Origin of the sequence: uncultured Nostoc sp. (assembly GCF_964247315.1) — a bacterium.
In the GTDB taxonomy this organism is placed as follows: Bacteria; Cyanobacteriota; Cyanobacteriia; order Cyanobacteriales; family Nostocaceae; genus Nostoc.
The window spans coordinates 64026-85752 of sequence record NZ_CAXTTT010000001.1 but is presented as its reverse complement, the minus strand read 5'-3'; the positions used below and the strand labels follow the sequence as shown (position 1 = coordinate 85752).

General features: G+C 41.7%; 21 protein-coding genes and 1 pseudogene. 8 read left to right on the top strand and 14 right to left on the bottom strand.

What is annotated here, in order from left to right; genetic code table 11:
- Positions 1-20 precede the first annotated feature (20 nt).
- The 6 genes and pseudogenes from ACFE93_RS00360 to pilM form a co-directional block, all read right to left on the bottom strand.
- Positions 21-248: pseudogene (locus ACFE93_RS00360) on the bottom strand (Uma2 family endonuclease); the annotation flags it as partial.
- Positions 242-421 carry a hypothetical protein gene (locus ACFE93_RS00355; RefSeq protein ID WP_375471519.1) on the bottom strand — a complete coding sequence of 60 codons (180 nt, stop codon included), beginning with the start codon at positions 419-421 and terminating at the stop codon, positions 242-244. The pseudogene ACFE93_RS00360 and the gene ACFE93_RS00355, both read right to left, overlap by 7 nt.
- A gap of 162 nt (positions 422-583) precedes the next feature.
- Positions 584-2734, bottom strand: coding sequence for an AMIN domain-containing protein (locus tag ACFE93_RS00350; RefSeq protein WP_375471518.1), 2151 nt, complete (start codon positions 2732-2734; stop codon positions 584-586).
- A 281-nt stretch (positions 2735-3015) separates the two neighbouring features.
- Positions 3016-3780 carry a pilus assembly protein PilO gene (locus ACFE93_RS00345; protein ID WP_375471517.1) on the bottom strand — a complete coding sequence of 255 codons (765 nt, stop codon included), beginning with the start codon at positions 3778-3780 and terminating at the stop codon, positions 3016-3018.
- The gene (locus tag ACFE93_RS00340) at positions 3777-4553 is read right to left on the bottom strand and encodes a PilN domain-containing protein (RefSeq protein ID WP_375471516.1); all 777 of its coding nucleotides are present in this window, start codon (positions 4551-4553) and stop codon (positions 3777-3779) included. The genes ACFE93_RS00345 and ACFE93_RS00340 overlap by 4 nt, the downstream gene beginning before the upstream one ends.
- A 4-nt stretch (positions 4554-4557) precedes the next feature.
- Positions 4558-5664 carry a type IV pilus assembly protein PilM gene (gene pilM / locus ACFE93_RS00335; RefSeq protein ID WP_375471515.1) on the bottom strand — a complete coding sequence of 369 codons (1107 nt, stop codon included), beginning with the start codon at positions 5662-5664 and terminating at the stop codon, positions 4558-4560.
- 152 nt (positions 5665-5816) lie between these two features.
- On the opposite strand from pilM, the gene ACFE93_RS00330 reads away from it, so the two are divergent.
- A complete protein-coding gene (locus ACFE93_RS00330; RefSeq protein ID WP_375471514.1) occupies positions 5817-7115 on the top strand; it encodes an ABC transporter substrate-binding protein in 1299 nt (432 codons plus the stop codon).
- Positions 7116-7151: 36 nt separating this feature from the next.
- Here the strand turns inward: ACFE93_RS00330 and ACFE93_RS00325 are convergent, their stop codons facing one another.
- The 3 genes from ACFE93_RS00325 to ACFE93_RS00315 all read right to left on the bottom strand — a co-directional run bounded on the left by ACFE93_RS00325 (position 7152) and on the right by ACFE93_RS00315 (position 9620).
- Entirely contained in the window at positions 7152-8450 is a 1299-nt protein-coding gene (locus ACFE93_RS00325; protein WP_375471513.1) for a bifunctional folylpolyglutamate synthase/dihydrofolate synthase, read from the bottom strand.
- A gap of 200 nt (positions 8451-8650) precedes the next feature.
- Entirely contained in the window at positions 8651-8776 is a 126-nt protein-coding gene (locus ACFE93_RS00320; protein ID WP_229547922.1) for a photosystem II protein Y, read from the bottom strand.
- A gap of 316 nt (positions 8777-9092) precedes the next feature.
- Positions 9093-9620, bottom strand: coding sequence for a gamma carbonic anhydrase family protein (locus ACFE93_RS00315; RefSeq protein ID WP_375471512.1), 528 nt, complete (start codon positions 9618-9620; stop codon positions 9093-9095).
- Positions 9621-9859: 239 nt separating this feature from the next.
- On the opposite strand from ACFE93_RS00315, the gene ACFE93_RS00310 reads away from it, so the two are divergent.
- The 5 genes from ACFE93_RS00310 (at position 9860) to map (ending at position 15208) form a co-directional block, all read left to right on the top strand.
- Positions 9860-10372 carry a TIGR02652 family protein gene (locus ACFE93_RS00310; protein WP_292868208.1) on the top strand — a complete coding sequence of 171 codons (513 nt, stop codon included), beginning with the start codon at positions 9860-9862 and terminating at the stop codon, positions 10370-10372.
- A gap of 78 nt (positions 10373-10450) precedes the next feature.
- The gene (locus ACFE93_RS00305; protein WP_375471511.1) at positions 10451-10894 is read left to right on the top strand and encodes a VOC family protein; all 444 of its coding nucleotides are present in this window, start codon (positions 10451-10453) and stop codon (positions 10892-10894) included.
- Positions 10895-11036: 142 nt separating this feature from the next.
- Complete coding sequence (locus ACFE93_RS00300; protein ID WP_375471510.1) at positions 11037-13907, top strand: M16 family metallopeptidase; 2871 nt, start codon at positions 11037-11039, stop codon at positions 13905-13907.
- A gap of 2 nt (positions 13908-13909) precedes the next feature.
- Positions 13910-14041, top strand: coding sequence for a hypothetical protein (locus tag ACFE93_RS00295; protein ID WP_375471509.1), 132 nt, complete (start codon positions 13910-13912; stop codon positions 14039-14041).
- Positions 14042-14380: 339 nt separating this feature from the next.
- Positions 14381-15208 (top strand): type I methionyl aminopeptidase, encoded by an 828-nt coding sequence (map, locus tag ACFE93_RS00290; protein WP_375471508.1) that lies wholly within the window; start codon positions 14381-14383, stop codon positions 15206-15208.
- A gap of 373 nt (positions 15209-15581) precedes the next feature.
- Here the strand turns inward: map and ACFE93_RS00285 are convergent, their stop codons facing one another.
- A complete protein-coding gene (locus ACFE93_RS00285; protein ID WP_375471507.1) occupies positions 15582-17039 on the bottom strand; it encodes a hypothetical protein in 1458 nt (485 codons plus the stop codon).
- 358 nt (positions 17040-17397) lie between these two features.
- Here ACFE93_RS00285 and ACFE93_RS00280 point away from each other — a divergent pair, with 358 nt between their 5' ends.
- Positions 17398-18801, top strand: coding sequence for an amidase (locus ACFE93_RS00280; RefSeq protein ID WP_375471506.1), 1404 nt, complete (start codon positions 17398-17400; stop codon positions 18799-18801).
- 2 nt (positions 18802-18803) lie between these two features.
- Positions 18804-19502 (top strand): Crp/Fnr family transcriptional regulator, encoded by a 699-nt coding sequence (locus ACFE93_RS00275; RefSeq protein ID WP_375471505.1) that lies wholly within the window; start codon positions 18804-18806, stop codon positions 19500-19502.
- Positions 19503-19546: 44 nt separating this feature from the next.
- Here the strand turns inward: ACFE93_RS00275 and ACFE93_RS00270 are convergent, their stop codons facing one another.
- The 4 genes from ACFE93_RS00270 to ACFE93_RS00255 all read right to left on the bottom strand — a co-directional run bounded on the left by ACFE93_RS00270 (position 19547) and on the right by ACFE93_RS00255 (position 21613).
- The gene (locus ACFE93_RS00270) at positions 19547-20038 is read right to left on the bottom strand and encodes a hypothetical protein (RefSeq protein WP_375471504.1); all 492 of its coding nucleotides are present in this window, start codon (positions 20036-20038) and stop codon (positions 19547-19549) included.
- A gap of 241 nt (positions 20039-20279) precedes the next feature.
- The gene (locus tag ACFE93_RS00265) at positions 20280-20426 is read right to left on the bottom strand and encodes a hypothetical protein (RefSeq protein WP_375471503.1); all 147 of its coding nucleotides are present in this window, start codon (positions 20424-20426) and stop codon (positions 20280-20282) included.
- The gene (locus tag ACFE93_RS00260; RefSeq protein WP_375471502.1) at positions 20427-20573 is read right to left on the bottom strand and encodes a hypothetical protein; all 147 of its coding nucleotides are present in this window, start codon (positions 20571-20573) and stop codon (positions 20427-20429) included.
- A gap of 173 nt (positions 20574-20746) precedes the next feature.
- Entirely contained in the window at positions 20747-21613 is an 867-nt protein-coding gene (locus tag ACFE93_RS00255; protein WP_375471501.1) for an aldo/keto reductase, read from the bottom strand.
- Positions 21614-21727: the final 114 nt, after the last annotated feature.

Genomic DNA, 21727 nt, shown 5'->3' with positions numbered 1-21727 from the left:
AAATTCACACACCGAAACTTTTACCAAATTCGTTGTATATTAAGTACAAAACTAGGTAAAATATTTTCACCGGAAAGATTTTGAGGAAATTTTAAAACTTCCACATCTGGTCCTGGACGATAAATTTCTACTTCCTGTTTTTTTCGGTTGATCAACCAACCTAGACGACAACCATTTTCGATATACTCTTGCATCTTCTTCTGAGTTATTTTTAAGCTGTCATTAGGGGAAAGTATCTCGATCACAAAAACAGTTTATCAGAACCAACAATCCTAATACGAATTTGCTGCAAACGTTCTCCCAAAGGGATTTTATTTGCAGAGTTTTTCAAACCAAGAAATTCAACAAAATCTAAAACTTCTCTTTGTTTTTTTTGTGGAAGAGAACGCCACTTTGTTAATAACTCTTGTTCTGAACTCATTAGTGTTCACCCAATACTGTTACTTCTATTGTAATTGGGTAGTTTTATTCTAGAATGACATTTAAACTTAAACCTACTCGTAAAAAAGAAGATACCCGGCTTCTTTAAGAAGTCGGGTATCTGAGCCTTTAGCAGAGTTAACTCACCTGCTTATCATCTTTATTACCTACCAGGAACCTTCAACCCCCGACGCTCAAGGATTTGCCGCACTTCGGGGCTGGGGGCGTAGTTATAGCCGTAGGAGGAGTTCTCAGAGTCATCCATAATCTGAGGTGTGAGTAATACAATCACCTCTTGACGCTGGTTCTGCCTGTTTGTACTTCTAAATAGTGAACCAATCAGCGGAAGATCGCCTAAGATAGGAATTTTGGAGACAGCTGTCCGGTCTTGGTCTTGAATTATACCACTCAGGACTAGTGTTTGACCATCTCGTAAACGAATTAAGCCAGAAGTAAGAGAGCGCTCAGACACTAAAACAATTTGTCCATTTCCTGTATCTTGTGAGGCGGAAGGAGCGCTGACAGTAGGAGCAATGGATAGAGAGACGAACCCATTATCGTCAATCCGCTCAATTTTTACGTTCAAGGTTAAGCCCACTTTTTGTTTCTCAATTGTTCTTTCTGTCCTAGAACCACCAGAAGTATCTGTTGTTTGGAGGGTTATATTTCCCACTACTTCTTGAGTAAGATTGACCAGAGCCTGTTGACCTTCTTGTACAATTAAGGTTGGGTCGGTCAAAATCTTGGCATTGCCATTTGTAACCTGAGCCTGCAAGCTAGTGAGAAGAGACTTGGTGAACCTGTATGCAGGAGTCAAAGCAGCTCTTGGATCTAGAATCGTTGGTGTACTAGTAACGCTACTTCTTACTTCACTACTAGTAGGTGTTCTGGCACCACCAAAATTTAGAGTTGCGACACCACCATCATTGCTAAAGTAGTTGTTACCAACCCCAAAAGAAAAGCTAGTGTTGTAGTCTTGAATGTTTGAGAGGTTGACATCAATAATCTTAACGTTGACTACCACTTGACGACGGCGGATATCAAGCTGAGTTAGTTGAGCCATCGCAATCTCAATCAGTCTAGGAGGGCCAATTAAGGTTAGGGAATTGGTGCGCTCGTCTCCTAATGCCTGTAAACCTCTTAGTAATGGACTAGAGTCTTGAAAATTAGCGCGTTGGGTTTCTAGTCTGGTTTCCGTGGTTGTCTGAGTTTGGGTGATGGGAGCAGCCGTATTACCCACGGCTACGGCACTAACACTGGTAACTTGTCGTTCGCGGCTGACGGCACTTTCTGCCCCCAAGCCAACCAAAAAATTCAGAGCGGTTCCCACCGTTACCTGATTGAGTCGCATACTACGTACAACCATATCACGCGTAGCATTAGGTAATTTAGCCCCGACAAAAACTGTACGACCACTGCGATTAGCTTCTAAACCACTCAGGCGCAAAACGTAGTTAAACACATCTTGCACTGGCTCATTTTCTATATCTAGCGAGATTGTTTGAGAAACTGCTGGTGCATTAGCAGCGGCACCTTGCTCACCTCCTACGTAAGCCAAGTTCAAACCAGCAGCACGAGCAAGCAATGACAAAACTTCACGTACTGGGGCATCTCGCAGTACTAGGCGGGGTACACGTTCCTGAGTTGCTAAGTCAACAGTGCTAGGAGAAGCATCGGTAGCCGAAATAGCAATATCTCCCACTGGTGGGGCAACGGCTCGAGGTAAGAATGGTGGAGCCTGACTCAGAGGTTGACCTGGCCCAGCAGCTTGTGCAGGTTGTCCGTCAATGGTGACTTGCGGGTTAGGAACGAGAACATCTGGCTTTTGACCCGGTTGGGCTGGAGTAGTAACAGGTGGTGCTGTGGATATTGGGGCTGTTGGGGTTGGTGCTGATGCTGTAGTGCCTGTTGAAGGGCTAAAGCTGAGTGTAATTCCATTTGGCGATCGCATCACCGGTTGACTGCTAGGTGTGTTGTTGCTGCCAGTTACCGTCACTCGGATGCTATTAGCATCAAGCTGATTAACCTCAACAGACGCAATTCCTGGTGCTGGGCTATCTTGACGAAAACTATTACCTTGTGGTAATCGTAATTGAGTATTGATAACATCTGCGACTAAAGCCTTGCCTCTTTTTGTAGTGAAAACTTGGGGGCGCGACCCGGAAGAAGTTTTCAAAACAACACTAACTCCACCATTAGCTGGATTTAATTGGACACCAGTAACTTGGCTCATTTGTGCCCAAACTGGTTGAGCTGCCAAAAATGCAAAAGCGGCAGTACCTAAAATAAAACTATTACCGTGAAGCTGTTTCACAGTTCATTCCTCACCTTATAAAACTTTGTTTACAAACAATTTTGAGTAGGCGGTTAGAAACCACACGCCAATTGCTTATGAGGGAAACCCTATTGGCGTTAGCCTCTCCTTTTTGGAGAAGATTGCACTGGCTTGACTATACGAGACTTTACCCACCTACCCTGCGGTAACGCCAAGGGCGAATGTGAGTTTCAAAACCCTCAATTATTTCCTTAGTTTGCGGGAAGGCTTTGTCTACGCTTGTGTAGCCGCGAATTCTATTTGTCCTGGCTCTAATTTGATTACTTTTTCGGAGCAGCTTTAGCTGCTGCGGCTATTTCTTCTGGACTAAGTGGCATCAATACCTGTAACTGGAATGATGTATTAATCGCTGCGGGGCCAACCTGCATCGGCGTTTTATCTAATGGGGATCTTGTCTCTGCTGGAGCCAAAGTTGCTTGATAATCTTTAACTATTAACAAAGGCTGTAACCGCTCAATGTTACGAATTATCGATTGTGTTTGTTCATAAGTTGCTGTAATCTCAGCACTGATAGTACTGCGTTGCAGCTTGCCGTTAACCTCTAGTCCTAGACTTCCATCGGTAATTGGTTCTGGTTTTTGGGAAATCGGCACATATTTCTTCAGTTTGGCTCTTACTGCATTAATAGAAGTTGCAGTATTGCCAGACTCAATTAAGCGGTTTAAATCCAATAGCAATGTATCTAAGGTTTTTTCGTTAGCAAATAAACTTAAAACCTGAACTTTTTGCTGCTTTGCGTGTGCTAGCTCGTCTTTAACTTTGTCAATCTGTTTGATATTGGCTTTCTTTTGCTCAATTTGCGCTTGCAGTTCAGAGCTTTTGGCTTGCTGCTGTTGATAGCTTTCCCAAGCTGGCATCAGCAGGTTTAAAAATATATAAGCTGCTCCCGCTAAACCAACTACCCCCACCAAGATCCCAATAATTTTTGGTGTGAAGGCAATACCAAATACCACAGGTGCGGCTGGCGTTGCCGGATCGAATTCCCCACCTTGTTCGGCAAAATTTAAATCATCACTCAGCGTCATTTTGAAATGACTCCTGTTTGTTGCATATTACGAATTCGAGTTACTAACCCCACTGTGCCTTTTTTTTCCAACTCTCGAATTAATTCCGATGCTGGAACGTTGTTCATGCTTGATTGAATAGTGTATTTAACTACTTGAGGTTGCTTAATTGTTACATCATTAGAAGATTGACTCGCACTTGATGTTAAGGGAGCATCTACTAACGTTGCTGTCATAATTCTGGTTTCTGTGGGCTTTAAAAACTGAGACTGTTGTAAACTCAATAAGAAATCATTGACATCATTAAAAGAACGAGCCAATCCGTTAATTTCTAATCCCCCTGCGGGATTATTTGGTGGCTGACCTGCCGCTACCGCTACAGGTGGGATTTGCTTGATGTTCTCGATTTGCACTGCCGTTGGGATGCGATCGCGCAAATCTTGCAGCATTGCTGACCAAGGACGAATCTGGTCAAATACAGTTACTAAAGCTTGGGTTTCCCCTTTAATTGCGTTTGTCTCGGCTTTGATATTGTTAATATTTCCTATTTCTGTATCTAATCTCTTGCTTTCTTGGTCTAGTTGTGCTATCTGACCATCTAATTCAACAATCTTCCCTTGCAGGAACCACCAACCAACTCCTAATAAAGCTGGAAAACCTACACCTACTGCAACTCCGACATACAGTAGTGTCAAATCTCCCGTAGGAAATTTTAGGGCTATTCCTCCCTTTCTCTCTGGATTTGGCTGGTATGCTGGGCGGTCTTTAAGAAAGTTAACATCTAGGCTGTACATTTTGTTACACCTCCCGCATTCCTAGACCTAGTACAATCGCCAAGCCAGAGCGTTGTACCTGTGGATATTTATCAGTGTCCACTTGCAAGGACAAAGACCCGATTGGATCTATTTGGGTAGTTGGCAAGCTCAATCGTTGGGTAAAAAATTCATCTAGCTGTTGAAGTCCACCTCCTGGCCCAGCTAATAAAATCTGCGCTACCTCCAAATTTTCACTTTGATTCAGGTAAAAATCGATGGAACGGCGCAATTCATCCGTTAGTTCTCCCAAGACTCTTAATATGGCAGCCATACCAGGATCGAGTTCGGTAACGCCAGTTTTGCCGCCGTCTATAGGAGTTGCAGGAATAACCATTCCGTGTAACAGTTCCATATCTCGTGATGTAGGTAAGCTCATTGCCCTTGCTAAGGCAGTTTGCATTTGATAAGTCCCGATTGGGACTGTGCGCGAAAATTGCGGCACTCCGTTAACAATGATGGCTATTTCTGTACTATCGAACTCGATATCAACTAGTACTGCTGCTTCTTGCGGGCCAAATTGTCGCAGTTGTTCGCGAATAGTCCGAATCAGAGCAAAACTGTTAATTTCTAAAACATCAATTTGTAATCCTGCCTGCTCGAAGGTACTTATATAGGTATCCGTTATCTCCTTGCGGGTGGCAACTAAGAGTACGTGTACTTTTTCAATGCCATCTTCATCTACAAAATACCCAAGTTTCTGATAATCTACATCAGCCTCTTCACGAGGATAGGGTAAATACAAACCTGCTTCATGGTTCAGCACCATTTCTCGGAGTTCTTTATCATCTAACTCTGCTGGCACTGGTATAATCCGAACAATAGAATCTCGTCCTGGTACACCAGTAGCAACGTGAGAAGTTTTGATTTTGCTCTCAGCTAGCGCTTGCTGGATTAATTGCGCCATTGCTGGAGGGTCGCTGATTTGACCATCGATAACTATCCCTTCTGGAACTGCTACCGATGTATAGATTTCTAGTTTCAAGCCTTGACCCTGCTTGCGTAGCTGAACAACATTCACCCGTTCGGGAGCAAGTTCAATGCCTACCCCTTTTTTCGATTTGCCAAACAGACTATTGAAGCTTTTTACCACAGTTGTGCCCGCTGGACTGCTAAATTGAAAATTTAAATTTGTTGCAGTAAAGGCGTTATATATTACGTCTTTACGGGTAATTTATTTAGCCTATAATCTCAACAATTCTGTCTAAGCTTTTCACACCGATCAAGCGTAAAAATACTGGGAAAATGATTCAATTGCGAAAATCTAAACAACTTGTTGCTTTGGTACTGCTTGGCTTATTAACCAGTTGGATTGTAAGTTGCAGTACAGGTAATGTTAATACAAGTACAAAACAAGCTACTTCAGGAGCGGGAACTGTTGAGTTTTGGACAATGCAACTCCAACCTCAATTTACCGACTACTTCAAAAGCCTAATTGCGAATTTTGAATCGCAAAATCCACGTATAAAGATTAACTGGGTTGATGTACCTTGGGCGGCAATGGAGAACAAAATATTAACAGCTGTCTCCGCAAAAACGCCACCTGATGTAGTTAACTTGAATCCGGGTTTTGCTTCCCAACTTGCCGGACGAAATGCCTGGTTAGATTTAGATGCGAAAGTCCCAAATGATGTACGTTCCTCCTATCTGCCGAATATCTGGAAAGCAAGCACGCTTAATGGTAAGAGTTTTGGGATTCCCTGGTATCTCACCACACGGCTAACCATTTATAACACTGATTTATTAAAACAGGCAGGTATCAATAAAGTCCCTACAACCTACGCAGAATTGGCACAAGCAGCGCAACAAATTAAAGACAAGACGGGGAAATATGCCTTCTTTGTAACTTTCGTACCGCAAGATTCTGGTGAAGTGCTGGAATCTTTTGTACAAATGGGAGTCACCTTAATAGATGCTGAGGGGAAAGCGGCATTTAATTCAGCACCAGGGAAAGCTGCGTTTCAGTATTGGGTAGACTTGTATAAAAAAGGGTTGCTTCCTAAAGAGGCCTTAACCCAAGGACATCGCCACGCGATCGATTTATACCAATCTGGAGAGACGGCGTTTCTAGCTTCTGGGCCAGAGTTCCTAAAAACGATCGCTAATAATGCTCCAAAAATCGCTCAAGATTCAGGAATAGCACCTCAACTTACTGGTGACACAGGTAAGAAAAATGTCGCGGTGATGAACATAGTTATTCCCCGCGATAGCAAACAACCAGATGGCGCTGTTAAGTTTGCTTTATTTGTCACCAATGACGAAAATCAGTTAGCCTTCGCTAAAGCTGCAAATGTCCTACCTTCTACAATCAAAGCATTATCTGATACTTACTTTAAAGATGTTCCAGCTAATGCTTCAACAATAGAAAAAGCGCGAGTTATGAGTGCTAAAGAACTGGCAAAGGCAGAAATATTAACGCCTACTTTGAAGGATTTTAATAAACTGCAAAAGGCTGTTTACGAAAATTTGCAAGCAGCAATGTTAGGCGAGAAGACTGTAGATAAAGCCGTAGAAGATGCGGCGCAAGAATGGAATCAAAGGTAAATTCGTAATTCGTAATTCGTAATTCGTAATTCGTAATTATGATTTACGAATGATATCAGTGGTTGCTAAAAAGTTGCCTACTAAATAAAGGGAACCACACAAAACGATTAAATCTTCTGTAGTAGTGGTTGAGGTTGCAGTCTCTAATGCTGTGAGTAAATCTGGATGGATTTGGCGATCGCTTAATTGGGGACAGAGGCTGTAAGCTAGGTTTGATAAGTAGTCTAGATCCGCAGAAGTTCTACCTGGCCAAGGTTCTACTGGTATTGGCACTAGAAAAAGGCGATCGCCTGGTCGCAGTAAGGCGGTAAAAATATCAGTATGATCCTTATCGGCAAACATTCCTATAACCCAATTGACGGGCTTGTGGTTAACTGCATCTAAGCTATCGACATACTGGCGGAGAACTTGGGCGGCGGCGGTATTATGAGCGCCATCAAGTAATAATTTATGGTTGTTCCAAGTAGTCCATTGCATCCGCCCTGGCCATTTAGTTTTTGCCATACCGTTAATTATGGCTTCTTCTGAAATCTGCCAACCCTGTTGTTGGAGAATTTCTAAAGCAGCTAAAGCCAAAGCTGAATTAGTTAACTGAATTTGTCCCGCTAACGGCAACGGATATTTAATTAAATTAGAATTTTGAATTGTTTGATATTCTGCCCATTCTGTAGCGATTTGACGGGCGGGTTGAGGCGTAAAAATCGGGCATTGTAATTCTAAGGCACGCGATCGCACCACTTTGTCTGCCTCTGGTGGTAATGGCCCAACCACAACGGGACATCCAGGTTTGAGAATACCTGCTTTTTCTCTAGCAATATCAGCGATGGTAGGGCCAAGTTGCTGCCAGTGTTCCCGGCTAATGGAAGTAATGAGCGTAACCAAAGGTTCTAAGCAGACATTGGTAGCATCTAAGCGTCCTCCTAGCCCGACTTCTACCACAGCCACATCAACTTTTTGCTGGGCAAAATATAACCAAGCAGCAGCCGTAATTACTTCAAACTGAGTTGCCGATTCGTCATCAGGGCGAATAACCGCTTGGACTTTTTCTAATAATTGACTCAATTCCTCTGAGTAAATTGGTTGTTCGTTCAGACAAATACGTTCCGTCCAATCAACTAAATGGGGGGAAGTGTAGCGTCCTGTACGATAACCAGCCTCAGTGAGTACCGAGGAAAGATAGGCACAGACTGAACCTTTGCCATTAGTGCCAGCAACATGAATTATCGGGACTTGGTGATGGGGATTGCCGAGATTTGCCAATAGATTGACAATGCGATCAAGTCCCAAATGGACACCAAAGCGTTGGAGAGGTTGTATTACAGAATCAATATCCAAGGAAGGGGAAGTGGAGAGAAATCAATTCAAAATTCAAAATTCAAAATTGAATAAAAAGACTGGGAAAGATGTAGCTTTAGCTTCTCGCAGGGTAAGACACAAAGGGACAAGGGGGACAAGGGAGACTACTAAACCCAATGCCCAATACTTCGGCTTCACTCAGTACAAGTGCCCAATGTCCCCATGCCCGATTAATGAATTTAGGCTTCCCTATCCAAAAAACCTTGAATTTGTCTTAGAGCCGCAGCGCCAATATTAAAGACTGCCCAGCCAGCAGCAATTGCAACTGGTGCTAAAACGATCGCTATACGAAAATCGATATCCATATCTAGAACCCCTCTCTTAAGTAGAAATTAAAGTTTTGTCAACAGCTCTCATTTTTATTTTTAGCTGAAGTGGGCAATTTTTCCAAATCTAAATGTAAAGAATGTTTAATTGATGGGGCATTAGGCATGGGGCAAAACAGTTCCGTTAGCGTCAGCGAGGCATTTAGCCCGTTTCGAGTTCCTCGGCAAACGAGTAAAGAAGTGAGATTCCCCACTCAGCACTCAGCACTCAGCACTCCTGAAGGGCATTGGGCATTGGTTATTAATTCTTGTCCCTCATCTCTCCCTGCTTCCCCTACTTCCCACTCCCCACTCCCTAAGCCTTGCTAAAACCAATATCACTACCCTTACCAGCATGAACTAAAGCTAACTTTTGGTAACGTTTAGCGTGTTCAATCAGTTCTGCGGCTTCAACGTCTGTTACTTGGCGTAATACTTTACCAGGAATACCGACAACTAGCGACAAAGGCGGTACATTTTTAGTTACCACTGCGCCAGCACCAATAATGCTACCAGTACCCACTCGTACTCCATCTAAAATCACTGCGCCAATGCCAATCAAACTTCCACGCTCAATGTAAGCAGAATGTACCACAGCGCGATGCCCTACGGTAACATGATCTTCTAAGATTGTTGGAAAACCAGCATCACCATGTAAAATTGCACCATCCTGAATATTTGTGCATTCGCCAATTTCAATCCGTTCTACATCTGCCCTCACCACTGCTCCATACCAAATGCTCACTCCTGTTGCTATATTTACCGAACCCATAACAACAGCATTGTTCGCAATGAAGGCAGCTTGAGAAAAATCAGGAGATGTCCAGTAAGAAGCGGTAGACACGATAGAATATGAATATGGTACCCAGGAACACTGGAGAAACTCCAACCTTTGAGGCTGGTTGCACAACCAGGATATCACAGCGTCAAGCCTCTACGCTGAGGAAAACACTAGTGAACAATGTTCCTGCTGCAACACCGTGTCTATGCAGCAGCGAGCAAGTAACCCAAAGTGGTTGAGCCGAAGTGTATAACCCAACCCACTAGTGCTGGTGAAGACAAAATTATGTTTGTACGCACTTCATGATGAATCCAGGTTTGCAGTACCCGATGTTTGGGCCGGAAATACAGTGTCCCCATTGTCGCCAGACTATTCCGGCGCTGACACTAACAGATACCTATTTGTGTCCTCGTCATGGCGCGTTTGAAGCTAATCCTAAAAATGGAGAGTTAATCCATTTGCAATCGGGGCGTCATTGGCGGAGGTGGAATAATGAATGGTATAGACAACATACTCATCCTGATGGTATTCGCTTTGAAATTCACGAAGCATTAGATAAGCTCTATACCCAAGGCTTTCGAGCAACACGAGTGATTATTGCTCGACGCTATCAGGAATTGATGAGTGGCTACTTGGAACGCAGCACACCTTGGCGTTCTGGACAACCAGAAGCTACTGCTGCGCGATTGTACGGTTTACCCGTGGAGTTTAGCCCCGATACTTCAGATGATGCCTGTTGGGAAGTGATTAATTTTGACTTGGAAAAAGAGCCTGGTGTCCCTGTACGCTACCCTTATTTCAGGTTGTTTGAGTAATGGTCATTTGTCATTAGTCATTTGTCATTAGTGAATAACAAGGGACAAATGACTAAGGACTAAGGACTAAGGACTAATATGCACCACGCTTCTATTCGGACTGCGAATATTCATCGAGCGATCGCTTTCTATGAACTTTTAGGGTTTACAATCTCAGAACGCTTTACCACAGGCTACACCTTAGCTTGCTGGATAGAAGGATTGGGCGGCAGAATTGAACTGATCCAAATTCCCGAACCAAAACCAGCCCCAGATGCTTTTGATGATGAGCATTATGTGGGATACTATCATCTCTCGTTCGATTTAACTGAGATTACACCAGATTTACCTAGCTGGTTGACAAGTTTACAAGAACGTGTATCGCTAGCTGCTGAGAGTCAAACCGAAGCATTAGAACCGTTGAAGGTACTTTTAGAACCGACACAACAGCAAATAGGCGATCGCATTTACGAAGTGGCTTTCATCGCCGATACTGATGGCTTACCTCTGGAATTCATTCGCGTTTTAGCAAAACTCCCATAATTTAGCTTTTTTATTACCTTTGTTGCTAATATATTGTTTTTCTGTATTGTTACTGAAGTCACAGATTTTTTTGCCAGATTAAAGTGTAGTCACCCACAAAAATAATTATGTAACTTAATTTACAGATATATCTGCTAAATACATGTATGGATTTTCCAAATTTTATTCTAAATTTTATAAATATCCTTTGCCGTTATTACTTTTAAGTTTATGGCTAGTAGCTGTTTTTTTGTTGAGCGATCGACCTGCTCATAGCCAACATCCAGTTATATTTACTAACAAAGAAAAATATCAGTCAACCTTGCTAGCAAAAAGAATAATGCCCTCAACACTGACAGAAAATGTCCGCAAGACAGTACTAGAGAATGGTCTAACTGTCCTGACAAAGGAAGTGCATACTGCGCCAGTGGTGACGGTGCAGGTGTGGTACAAGGTTGGCTCACGCAACGAAGAACCGGGTGTAAATGGCATTGCCCACCAGTTAGAACATATGATGTTTAAAGGTACAAAAAACCGTCCAATTCAATTTGGACGTTTGTTTAGTGCTTTAGGTAGTGATTCCAATGCTTTCACTAGCTACGATCAAACTGCATATTACGGTACTGTGGAACGAAACAAGCTAAAAGCGCTCTTAGTGCTGGAAGCAGACAGAATGCAAAATTCCCAGATTGAGCCAGAGCAATTAGCGAGTGAAAAGCGGGTAGTAATTTCCGAGTTGCAGGGTTACGAAAATAGCCCCGAATATCGCCTCAACCGCGCTGTCATGCAAGCGGTGTTTCCCAATCATGCTTATGGGTTGCCTGTAGGTGGCACAAAAGCTGATGTCGAAAAATTTGAAGTTGAGCAGGTAGAAAAATATTACCGCAATTTTTACAGTCCCGATAATGCTGTGTTAGTGATTGTTGGAGATTTTCAAACTGCAAATACCCTCGAAACAATTAAAGAGGTATTTGGTAAATTACCGAGGCAGGAGACAGGGGGCACGAGGCAGTGGACACGAGGCAGTGGGCAGGAGGCAGGAGGCAGGAGGCAGAGGGCTGGAGTTATTTCTCCATCACTCAGCACTCCCATAGTATTACGAGAACCGGGAGCAGGGCGGCTGTTACAAGTTGTGTATCCGCTACCGGATGCAAATCAACCGGATGTCCCGGCGCTGGATGTGATGGATTACATCTTGACAGAGGGACGGAATTCTAGACTTTATCAGGCATTGGTGGAATCAGGTTTAGCTAGTGAAGTTACAGCATCCGTCACCAGTTTGCGAGAATCTGGCTGGTATGAGGTGTTGGTAACGGCTGGTTCTAAACAAGATTTGAAAAAAATTGACTTAATGTTGAGTAGTGCGATCGCTAATCTAGCAGAAAAAGGCCTGACATCTGAGGAAGTAGAACGAGCCAAAACTCAATTAACAGCAGATGTAATTTTGAGTAACCGTGATATCACCTCTCAAGCAATGCGATTGGGCACTGATGAGACAACTGTTGGTGATTATAGCTACACAGACTGCTATTTGGCTGCTGTTCGTTTGGTGAAGCCGAAGGATGTTGTTGCTGTGATTAACAAATATCTGACAAAAGAAGCGCGGACAGTAGGCTTTTTTGAACCAACCCAGAAGCGGATAACAAAAGTTGCTGACAAACCAGACTCAGCCCAAACTACAGAAAATTTTTCTTCTGGCGTACCTGTGCTTTTTTCTGAGGTGATGAAATATTTACCACCTGTGGATTTGGCTACAGATGCGATTGCCCAAGTCTTACCTGATAAATTTAAATTTACCAACGGATTGCGAATATTACTGTTACCCGATCGTAGTACTCCCACCATTACCTTGAGCGGTTATATTCAAGCTGGGACGGAATTCGATCCAGAGAATAAAGCTGGATTGGCTGCTTTTGTGGCAGATAATTTGCTAAATGGCACTAAGAGCAAGGATGTTTTTACTATTGCTAAAGTCTTAGGAGAACGAGGGGCAAGTCTAGACTTTCAAACCTACCGTGAAGGTGTGCATATCGAAGGTGATAGTTTAGCAAATGATTTGCCGATAGTCCTGGAGATATTGGCAGATGTTGTTAAAAATAGTACTTTTCCAACCAAAGAGTTAGAACTACATCGCCAACAAACTTTAACCGAACTGCAACTGGAATTAGATGAGCCATCAGAAGTAGCCAGAAGAGTATTTGTTCAGTCAATTTATCCGAGAAAACATCCCTTACATACCTTTCCCACAGACGAAAGTTTACAGCAGATTCAGCGCCAGGATGTGATTGATTTCAAAGCTAAACATTATCGTCCAGATACAACAGTGCTAGCGCTGGTGGGAGATTTTGATCTAGACAAAGTGCGATCGCTGATTAAAAATAAGTTTGGAGATTGGGAAGTTAGCGGTCAAGCACCCACATTAAAATATCCCCCGGTGGCAATGCCGGAGAAAATCGTCAGTGTCAACCCAGTTTTACCAGATAAAGCCCAAGCTGTAACTTATATGGGTTACACAAGCATTAACCGTTACGATCCTCGATTTCATGCAGCCTTAGTATTGAACCAGATATTGGGAGGCGATACCTTATCTAGTAGACTAGGTGCAGAAGTGCGCGATCGCCAAGGTTTGAGCTATGGAATTTATAGCTCCTTCCAAGCCGGGAAGAATGTAGGGACATTTTTGATTGAGATGCAGACTAGTCCTGAAGATAGCAGTAAAGCGATCGCTAGTACCCGCCAGATGCTACAGCAAATCCATCAACAAGGTGTAACTGTACTAGAAGTAGAAACAGCTAAACGCACTCTCATCAGCAATTACAACGTTTCCCTGGCAAACCCAGAGGAATTAACAGATAGAATTTTGATGAATGAAGTGTATGGACTAGATAAAGTAGAGTTGCACTCCTTCACTGATAAAATCCAGAAAGTCACCCTTACCCAAGTGAATCAAGCGGCTCGTGAGTTACTCCACCAAGATAAAATCATAGTCGTTACTGCTGGGCCATCTGTGTTAGCAGAGAAAAGCATTAGGTAGAGATGGGCACTGAGCATGGAGAATATAAAGAATGGGTATTTGTCCCTCTGAAATCTGGTACTTTTGGCTTACGTTGTACAATACCAGGAGATACAGAAGCAGGTATGACTGGAGAGATTGCCATCAAGAATTAAAAATTAAAGATAATTGAGCTAAATACAACATTTCATTAAATTCTCTGCGTACCTTGGCGCTTACCTTTGCGTCCCTCTGCGTTTAAATTTCAACCCTCATTTTGGACAAAGCTGTACTAACTCCCATAGGGTGTCGTGAAAAATAACTTAGGACGTTTTTGATTCAAGTCCAACATATCAGGAGTATGTAAAGATGTTATTCTATATACATTAGCTCCAAAAATGGAAGAATCCCTATCAGGGATTAAAATAACTTAAATTATAGATATTATTTCTCAATTAATCTAGAGAAAGCATTGATACTTCAGCGTCAGAGCCACCAGTAATTATTAATTTCCCATGAACATTTTCAGTAACTTACTTTCTCAAACAACTCAGCCTACAACTGCAAAAAAACAACGCCGAGGAATTGAAATTAAATCGCCGCGTGAAATTGAAATCATGCGGAAATCAGCGGCAATTGTGGCAACTGTCTTAAAAGAAATTTCCGAGCTAGTAAAGCCAGGAATGACAACAGCTGATTTGGATGCTTATGCAGAAAAACGCATCCGCGAAATGGGTGCAACACCTAGTTTTAAAGGATATCACGGTTTCCCAGGTTCTATTTGCTCTAGCATTAATAATGAAGCAGTACATGGCATTCCTAGCCCCAAGAAAGTGATTCGCGTTGGGGATGTATTAAAAGTAGACACGGGCGCTTATTACCAAGGCTTTCATGGTGATTCTTGCATTTCAATTGCTGTCGGTGAAGTGACGCAAGAAGCTACTAAATTAATTCGCGTAGCAGAAGAAGCTTTATATAAAGGCATTGAGCAAGTTAAGGCTGGTGTATACCTGCTTGACTTAGCTGGAGCAATTGAAGATCATGTGAAATCTAACGGTTTTAGTATAGTTGAAGAGTTTACTGGGCACGGTGTCGGTCGTAACTTGCATGAAGAACCTTCAGTATTCAACTATCGTACTCGTGAGATGCCAAATGTTAAACTTCGAGCGGGGATGACGCTGGCAATTGAGCCAATTTTAAACGCGGGTTCTAGACACACGCGGACATTATCTGACCGTTGGACAGCAGTCACTATGGATAATTCTTTGTCAGCTCAGTTTGAGCATACAGTTTTAGTGACAGAGACTGGTTATGAGATTTTAACTGACCGTTCTAAGGTGTAATTGTTAGTTGTAATTATCTGTTGTTAAGAGGTGAAGTGCCAAAAGAGGGCGATTTACCTCTTTATTTTTTAACGCATAGGCGCTTCGCCTTCCTGCAATGTAGGTTCGCGAAGGTAAGGACAGAGAATATTAATTAATACCAATGCAGATTCAAATCCTATCTTATCCGCCTTATGGAGTTAGGTAAAATTATGCTGGACGAAGCAATCTATCACGGATAAGGTAGAAGGAATCCTATCTAATTTTCACAAATGATTTAGAACTGCTGACTAGTAGTCTGTCCCATTAATTTTGATGAGTTTGTAATAAGCAAAAAGCGTGCTTAAAAATCCAGCACTAAAGTCCTGACTACAAACTTGTTCACCCCTGGTAACTAATGAGAAATATCACTAGTAACTGCATAATTAATTTTATAAATAGTAAGCATCTCTTTAGCTTGTACAGAGACAGACGTACTCTCTGAAATAGCTTCTAATAAATTAATTGCTTGCTGGCATTTATCTTTTGCTTGTTGCCGACTTAGTTGTGAATGAGGTGAATTTTGAACAAATAAATTAGCTTCTGCTGCTAGCTTTTGGGCTGATTCTAAGTTTTCTAAGGCTTTTTTTTCAATTAACACTCTTTGAGTGATAAATTTATAGTTAATTTGATAGTAAGCCAATTTCTTTTTTGCCCGATCATAAACTGATGTCTCATGAGGAATAGTATCTAACAAGTTTATTGCCTGATACCATTTGTTTTGTGCTTGTTGCCAGACTTTTAGAGGATGCGGTGGCTTTTGAACCAGAGAAGCAGCCTCCATACCAAGTTTTTGAGCAGATTTAAACTTAGCATCAGCACTTCTTTCTTGAGTTAAACTTAGACTTTGTTCTTTAATTTTCCAACCACCAAAAGTTAATAGTAATAAACTTGAGGCTATAATCAAAGCTGAACGTACTACTTTTGGTGTAGAAAACTTCGGTACTATTTCTACTTCTTGACCATTAATTGTTTCTTCACTACTTTCCTGTTCAATTTTTTTTAGGGCTTGTTCTGCCTGTTGATTTAAAGTGTCACATTGCACGATCAAAGTAGCAATTTGTTCTTGGAAAAAATCACAATCATTGAGAATATCTGTTAACTCTTGAAATTTTCCCTCACTTGATATGATTAATTCATGGTCATCATCTAACCACTCTAAAACGAAACTAGATTTACCATAAAAAACTGATACACCTAATAAAATATTTAATAAGTTATGATTATTTTTAATAGTATTAAAAATATAATTTAATTTTTCTTGTAGCTGTAATAGTTGTTTTTGATAATCGCTAATGTTTTGAATTTGCTCTGTTAAAATATTAAAATTGCATAAATCTAACTTAATTATTAAACTTTTATTAAGCGTTTGAAGTTCATTGGATATGCTTAAATGACTAATCAAAGAGTTTAGTTGATTTACTAATTGAATATCACTGAGAATATCAGCCGCTATTGCTTGCAAAAAATAACCCCATTCAATCCAAGAATCAATTTTTAATTGTAAATCAGTTAATGAAATTTTAGTTTCTGAGTTCCCAAATTTTTCTGCTATGACTGGATCTACTAATCCTACACTAGGTATAAATAAAGTAGCTTGTGTGATTAATCGAGGAAGTGTAGCGATCGCAGAATGTTTGACGTTCTCAAATTTCAATTCCTGAGTGATTAATTTTTTAATATTTCGTAGTTTCTCCTGAGCATTATTAATCGGGATAATTTGTTCGATGATTTCATTAGAATCGCCAATAGTCAGTTTTAAACTCTGAATCAATGTTGGCAATTCACTAATAAGTATTTCTAGGTTAGCCATAAATACCCTTTAGAGATTTGTCGAAAGTTTATGCGAAACAATTAAAATGGCTTGAGTAAGAATATAACCACGCCTGTTGCATCTGAGCATCCTAAATGAGTCACCAAAACAGTGCTGAGTAACGAGTGCTGAGAAAGGAAAAATAATAATATTTTTTTCGAGACACGTAGTGCAAGAAAAAATATGTCCTTGTTTCAATCCTCTAGTTTTAATTATGGAGTTACATTCAGCACTCAGTACTTAGTACTACTGAAAAATCTTAGGAGCTATAAAATATATAGTTCCCGGAAATGCTGTTAAAGTAACAATTTCAGTTTAAAAATCCCAGAGAAAGACAAAATTATCCATTCACTAACCTATGAATGAAGTTGATTTAGCATTTACCCCAGCACTAGAGTTGGCGCAATTAATTCGTCGTCGGGAAATATCACCGCTAGAGTTGGTAGAAATATATTTAGAACGGATTGGGCAATTAAATCCCCAATTAGGAAGTTATTTTACGGTGACGGCAGAATTAGCGATCGCAGATGCCAAAGCCAAAACAGAATTATTGACAACTACCTCAGAATTACCGCCATTTTTTGGCGTGCCGATTTCCATTAAAGACCTCAATGCTGTAGCAGGTGTTACCTGTACTTATGGGAATCCAGCATTACTGAACAATATCCCTAACTATGATGATGGTGTTGTAACGCGGATTAAGCAAGCTGGATTTACTATTCTTGGTAAAACAGCAACTTCTGAATTAGGTTCATTCCCTTACAGCGAACCTGCGGGTTTTCCCCCAGCGAGAAATCCGTGGAATTTAGAATACACCCCTGGTGGTTCCAGTGGTGGCGCAGCGGCCGCAGTAGCAGCGGGATTATGTGCGATCGCTCAAGGTTCTGATGGCGGTGGTTCGATTCGGGGGCCTGCGGCTTGTTGTGGTTTGGTAGGAATTAAGCCATCTAGAGGCAGGGTAAGTAAAGCACCCGTAGGCGAACGCCTCGCTGGAATTGCCGTCAACGGGCCAATCGGCCGCACTGTAGCTGATGCTGCTGCCCTTTTGGATGCCATATCTGGGTACATGACAGGCGATCCTTACTGGTTGCCAGATCCCGAAGCATCATTTCTCGCCGCCACTCAGATAAAACTTGGTGCTTTGCGAATTGCTTTTGACACTAGCATTTCTCCTTTAGGAGAAGCTGACGCGAACTGTCAGCAAGGTGTCCGCCAAACAGTCCAGTTATTAGAACAACTCGGCCATCACGTTGAACAAAAATCCCCAGATTTTAGTGGTTTAGTTGAACCATTTCAAATCGTTTGGCAAGCTGGGGTAGCTGCATCAGGACTTCCTGTTGAAGCTTTGCAACCATTGAATCGCTGGTTATTTGCACGTACAGGTTCTGTTGCCCAGTACCTGCAAGCAGTTTCCCAAATGCAGATAGTGGCACGTCAAATTGTGGCGTTTTTCGATACCGTTGATGTGCTGGTATTGCCAGTTTATCTACATTCACCCATGCGCATTGGGGAATGGGCTTCACTGAGTCTAGAAGAGACATTCCAAAATATTATTGAGTGGGTTGCTCCTTGTCCGCCTGCAAATGCAACTGGACAACCTGCGATCGCAATTCCTGTGGGCTTTGACAGTCAGGGTTTACCCATGAGCGTGCAGCTAATTGGTAAACCTGCCGCTGAAGCCACAATCATCAGCCTAGCAGCACAATTAGAAGCGGCTAACCCTTGGATTCATCATCGTCCAGCTTGGGCAATATCGGGCTAATCATGCAGGCATCTCTGGAACAACTTTCGCAAATTATCGTGTTTGCGGGTTTAGAAACAGCAGAGAAGATCGGTTTGCAACCTGACACTCAGGTACAAGGCTATCGCAAAGGGGAGATTATTCTCCATGAAGGCGATCGCTTACCAGCAAAACTCTACGCTGTTGTTAGTGGAGTAATTCAAGTTACCAAAACAGCAACAACAGGAAAAGAAACAATTCTCCGCGCCTTAGCTGCTGGGGAAATTTTTGCGGCTCCGGCTTTGTTGGGAAATGGAATTTCTCCGGCAACTGTCACTGCTGAATCTGATTGTGAAATTCTCACTGTAAAGCGAGATGCTTTATTAAAAGCTATTGGGCAAAATCCTGAAATTGCTTTACAAATGCTGATGGTTTTTAACAATCGGATTCAGGAATTACATGAAACAGTCCACGGGTTAGTTTCTGAAAGAGCTATTGTTCGCCTTGCCAGATTAATACAATATTTTGCTGCCGAATCTGGAACTGAATCTACTTCCCAAGGCGAATGTTTAAAAGTTAAATTATCTTATTATCGGATGGCTCGAAGTAGTGGCATTACTTACGAAGAATGCGTGCGATTAATTAAAAGTCTCAAGTCGGTAATTGCTTATCGCCGTGGTGGGACGATTATAATACTTGATGCTGATAAATTAGATGCGATCGCTTCTGGAGATATAGATTAGTAGGCGCACACAGCTGTGCGCCCTTACACGCAAAGGACAGTAATTTACATTGCTACAGCTACTCTATCTTGTTCGCGTGCAGCAACAACTAAAACTAGACATAGAGCCGCGATCGCTTTTTGCCATTCCTGCCGAACTTGCACATCTTCGACACCTTCAAATATCTCTACCAAGCGGGGAATAGAAGCTTCTAAAGCCAGACGAGGTACTGGACGGTGTAACTCAACTAAATGAGTTAAACTTTCTTGATTATGGAGGAAACCAATTACCCATGTTGTTGTGTGATCGGGACTATCAGGAACCTGCTTTACTCCCAACTCATTTTTTAGCCAGTTATAAAAAGGTGGTAATTCTTTAGCTAAAACTCCTCCTGCTGTCGGCAAGGTTTTCTTAAGTAAATTGGTATCTAAGCTGTTTAATTCTTGTTGCAATTTAGGTAAAGTAAGAACTTCAGTTAAAGGTTGTGAAAGTATTCTTTCCAATTGGATTTCAAAAAAACTTAGATTTTGGTCAAAAGTTAAAAGTAGCGATCGCATTTTTCAGACTCCATAAATAACTAATTATTCTCTGCAACTTTCTCAGAGAGGTAAGCAAAAATGTCAGGTTTTATTCAGCTTTTAAAGCATCAGGTGTATTAGAAAACATCAAAAAAAACACCAGGTTATAGTATTTTGGGATTATGAACCGTAAAGAAAGGCTGATAATCCTCCAGGCTGAAATGTTTGCCCATTGAAATAATTTATCTGTAGCTATTCGTCCACTAGAACGCAGATATTTTTACCCGCTGCTAATACTTTGTGCTTCTCGCATTTCCAGGTCATTTACACGGATGCCACAATTGCCAATCAGCCGATTTTCTTCTTTAAGGATAATAGCTAACTGAAACTTTGTTCTTGGTTGCTCTTTTTGCTGATCGATAAACATCTAGATAAACTCGCAAACATCCTTCTGTGTGCGGTGTGTCCAGTAGTTGTAACGCAAGTACAAAGGATTTGATTGATAGGCAAAAACCGCTTGCCAGTCTGTCTCTACAAAATCACGCATTAGCAAGCGGTGTGTTTCTAATATCATGTCTTTTTTTATAGGCAACTTCTACTACATCTACGTTAGCGAGTGGAATAATTGGCATTGTTGAATTCAGATATGAAAATGATTTTGCGTGATTTAAAAATCTGGGTGTAAAAACGTTGCAATGCAACGTTTTTACACCCAGATTTATACATTTAATTAGCAACGCCGAATGATTAAGTTGCCCGATCAATTTTTTGCACTTCTTCATCAGATAGTTTCACATTGATAGCTTTTGCTGAATCTTCAATGCTTGAAACTTTGCTAGCACCAGGAATTGGCAAAATAGCAGGCGACTTGGAACGCAACCACGCCAAAACGATATTATATACCGATACGCCTTTTTCTTTAGCTAAATGAGCGATCACAGAAATATCTTGCAAGTCCTGATGGCGACGTCTACCACCAAAGGGACTCCAAGGTAAAAAGGTCAATCCTTGCTGTTCGCAATACTTCAATACGCCGTCATTTTCTGGCTGTCGTTGCCAAGGGCTGTATTGATTCTGCACCGAGACAATATCCACCACATCCCGCGCCCGCTTAATTTGTTCAACGGAAAAGTTAGAAACTCCCACAAACCGAATCAAACCAGCCTCTACTGCTTCTTTAACTGGTGTAAGGGATTCTTCAATGGTGTAATTAGTATCGGGAGAATGATATTGCCAAACATCGATGGGTTTAGCACCACCCAACGCCTCAAAACTGTCTCGAATTGTTTGGTGCAAATGTTCTGGGTTGCCGTTGCTTGTCCAGTTGCCATCGGGACGCATCAACCCGCCCTTAGTTGCTACAATCACTTGGCTAACATCACCTTTGTAACTACTAAGTGCCTTGTGAATTAGCCGCTCATTGTGGTGCTTATCTGACTCATCTTTGCAGTAAGAATCGGCAGTGTCAATAAATGTAATACCCAAATCCAAGGTACGATGAATAACTTGGATTGATTGTGATTCTGGAGGGCGATTAGAAATTGACATGGGCATACCACCCAAACCAATTGCACTTACAAAGATACCAGTTTTTCCTAGCTGTTTGGTTTCCATGCTTCTAGCTTTAGCTTTCTGCCCCAATTATCTATCAGTTAGTTATTCCTCATAAATCCTCCCTAGTACTTAAACTTGAGGATAAGTGAATATAATTCTTTTTTGGCTAGGCGT